The sequence below is a fragment of the Frankia sp. AgKG'84/4 genome (assembly GCF_023242965.2).
Classification (GTDB): Bacteria; Actinomycetota; Actinomycetes; order Frankiales; family Frankiaceae; genus Frankia.
In genome coordinates this window covers 1-2970 of the sequence record NZ_JALKFU020000619.1, presented here as the reverse complement: position 1 = coordinate 2970, position 2970 = coordinate 1, and the positions used below count along the sequence as shown (strand labels likewise).

The following is a 2970-nucleotide window of genomic DNA, read 5'->3' as shown; positions in this document are numbered from 1 at the left end:
CTCGGAGCGACACACCCGCACCCCGGACGATCAACCAGCCGCTCCCGATCTACACCACGCAGTGGGACTCACCCCGAGCAGGCCCTCCAGGTCGCTGCCGGCGGTCCAGCCGGGCGCGCAGCAGGCGCGCAGCCGGGCGGCCAGCTCGTCGATGCGTGGGTCGTGGAGCTGTTCGACCCAGGACCAGGCCTGGGTCTGGTGCGGCGGCTGGTAGTCGCGGTGGCCGAAGAGCAGGTTGTCGCCGTCGTTGAGCTGCTCCCACCGGGCCGGGTCGCGGGCGAGGGCCAGCAGCGACAGGTAGATGACCAGCCCGGGGAAGGTGTCCATCCACGGTCCCCAGACCCGGTTCTCGGGCTGGTAGTTGCGGTGCCCCACCTCCGTCGGCGCCGGGGAGCCGGCGAACGGGGCGATCCACGAGCTGTCGAAGTCGACGAGGCGCAGCCGGCCGGCCGGGTCGACGAGCACGTTGCCGTGCTGCAGGTCGCCGTGCGCGAACCGGGCCGACTGGGTGCGGCGCAGCAGGTCGCGCCAGGAGTCGGCGAGCGCCGTCAGGGCGGCGCGGTCGCCGGCGTCGGCGAGGTCCTCGACGTGCCGGTCGAGGGTGCGCCCGTCGACCCATTCCATCTGGACCATCGGCCAGCGCCGCCCGTCGACCAGGATCGCCTGCTCCACCCAGTGGCAGACGGCGACGTCGCCGGTGAGGTTCTGCTGGGTGAACCAGGTGTTCAGCGCGGTGTAACGCTGCTCGGTGGCGGCGTCGTCGCGGGTGAAGAACCGCAGTGCCCGCGCGGTGCCGCCGACCGTCGCCCGGAACACGACCGCGGTGGAGCCCGACGCGGGAACGGGAATGCCGAGCATCGGGTGCTCGTCGAAGTGGGCCGCGTTCAGCTCGGGTCGGTCGAACACGACGTCGGGCCGTTGCACGGCGCGGATGTAGTCCTCCGCGGAGGGATACGTGGTCAAAGGTTCACGACCAGGGCGGGGGGCTCGTTGGTGACGAGCCGGACGCGTAGCAGCGTGACGTCGTCGTTGTGCAGCCATCCCGCGGCGCGCTGGTCGGCGACGAGGGCCGCGAACGCGGCGTCGTGGCCCAGCTCGGTGAGCACCGGCCACACCGCCGCCCCGTCGCCGGGTGTCGCCTCGTCGCGCGCCGCCCGTGCCAGCAGCCAGGCGGCCAGCGCGTCGGTGGCGATGAACAGCGTGTCGCCGGCGCGGACCTCGCCGGCGGCCAGATCCAGGCCGCGGACCATCGCGTCGACGTCCTGCGGGTGGGTGCCGACCCCGTCGGGGGACAGGCCGAACTCGTCCACGCCGATGGGCGGGAAGTGGGTGAGCAGCCGCCCGGCGCGGACGTGGAACAGCACGGTGTCGCCGAGCGCGGCGGCCTCCCAGCGGGCCCCCGGCCCGTCGAGGCCGGTGAGCCGGCAGCCCAGGAACGTCGCGAACGAACCTTCGGTGTCGAACTTGTGCTGCTCGATGACGGTCGCGAACCGGGTCGGCGCCTGTGCCGTCCACAGCCGCTGGACCTGCTCGAACCAGGCGCCCAGCCCGTCGGGGGTGAGGGCGGGGCCGGGCTCGGCGACGAACGAGCCGACGAGATGTTCCACCCAGCGGATCGCGTCGTACGCCTCGGTGGCCCCGTCGACGACCACGTAGTGGGGCGCCACCCCGGCGGCGGGGTCGCCGTCGTGGAACGCGGCGGCGTCCTCCCATTCCAGCGCGGTGCTGCCCTGCTTCTCCAGGGCGAAACAGGTGGAGCGGGCGAGGATCATCGGCGGCGTCCTCACCGGTCCCGCACGGCGGCGACGCGGGTGCCGATCTCCAGGAACCACACGAGGGTGGCCAGGCCGGCGTTGAACACGAACCCGCGGGCGCCGTCGGCGATCTCCACCCGGGCGCCGCGGGCGTTCGCGACCATCGATGCCGGCAGCGCGCTGGAGATCGAGAACAGGTCCGGCCCCGGCGCGGGCAGCCCGGCGCCCGTCACCGGGAACAGCACCTCGGGCGCGATCGTCGGCGACAGGAAGATGTTGAACAGCAGCGTCCCGCCGTCGCGGGTCTCGATCGAGGTGAGCCGGGTGGCCCATGCGGCGAGGTCGGCGCCGTCGAACGGGCTGTCGGTGACCATCCCGTCGGTGATGTTGATGACGATCGGCGGGAACGAGTCCGGATGGCTCGCCGCCCATTCGTACACGTGCTCGCCGGCCGCCGCGATCGCCTGGCACATCGGCGTGCGGTAGCCGAACACCGGCTCGACCCAGACGGGCAGCCGGGAGCCGGCGACCGCGTCGATCGTCGGATCGTCGGGGCCACCGCGCAGCGGCTCGACCCGCAGCGGAGAGTCGAACACGTCGGGGATCGCCACGATCGGCCCGCCGCGCAGCGCCGGCTCGACGCCCTCGCCGCCCGCCGTCGGACAGGCGCCGTAGCCGAACACGCCGACGTCGAAGTAGTGCCGGGCGCGCCCGCCGACCTCCTTCGCCGACTTCACGCACAGGTCGAGCAGGATCTTGTTCACGGCGCGGGCCGCGCCCTCGGCGAGCGTGCCGCCGCTGGACTGCCATGGCTGTTTCATCGAGTCGGATCGGTCCAGCAGGAACACGATGCAGCCGGGATTCGCGCGGGAGAAGGTCTGCTCGTACATCTCGTCGTCCGTCCTGATCGTCCATGCGTGCTGGTCAACCGTCCGGGCCTGCTCTGGGGCGCGGTCGGCCATGCGCTCGTCGTCCGGTGGCCTGCCGTCAGGGCGCCCTGCGCCGACGGCTGGCGATGACGGTCGCCGGCCACGCCGTCCCGGGCCGCCACTTCCACTCGTGGGCGTCGACGCGGCAGCGGAACGCGTAGCCGGTCGACGTGTGCCCCACGTCGACGCGGAACGCACCACAGCGCGGGCACTGCACCACCCGCGGCGCCTCGGAAACCTCGCCGAGATCGCGGGCGGCCGGGCGCTCGGGCGCCGCGGGCTCAACC

The 2970-nt window shown here is 73.3% G+C and carries 4 protein-coding genes; all 4 read right to left on the bottom strand.

Annotated elements, in window-relative coordinates:
• Positions 1 to 30: 30 nt before the first annotated feature.
• On the bottom strand, positions 31 to 963 hold the full coding sequence (locus MXD58_RS24090; RefSeq protein WP_248841044.1) for a protein kinase family protein: 933 nt from the start codon (positions 961 to 963) through the stop codon (positions 31 to 33).
• A complete protein-coding gene (locus MXD58_RS24085) occupies positions 960 to 1772 on the bottom strand; it encodes a hypothetical protein (RefSeq protein WP_248841045.1) in 813 nt (270 codons plus the stop codon). The genes MXD58_RS24090 and MXD58_RS24085 overlap by 4 nt, the downstream gene beginning before the upstream one ends.
• 11 nt (positions 1773 to 1783) lie before the next feature.
• Entirely contained in the window at positions 1784 to 2716 is a 933-nt protein-coding gene (locus MXD58_RS24080; RefSeq protein WP_248841046.1) for a vWA domain-containing protein, read from the bottom strand.
• A gap of 25 nt (positions 2717 to 2741) precedes the next feature.
• Positions 2742 to 2970, bottom strand: a 229-nt coding sequence (locus tag MXD58_RS24075; protein ID WP_250609984.1) for a hypothetical protein, incomplete at its 5' end; no start/stop codon positions are given.

Excerpts from the sequence above, each read along its gene's own strand:
- MXD58_RS24085 (WP_248841045.1), bottom strand. The coding sequence starts at position 1,772 with ATGATCCTCGCCCGCTCCACCTGTTTCGCCCTGGAGAAGCAGGGCAGC.
- MXD58_RS24080 (WP_248841046.1), bottom strand. The coding sequence starts at position 2,716 with ATGGCCGACCGCGCCCCAGAGCAGGCCCGGACGGTTGACCAGCACGCA.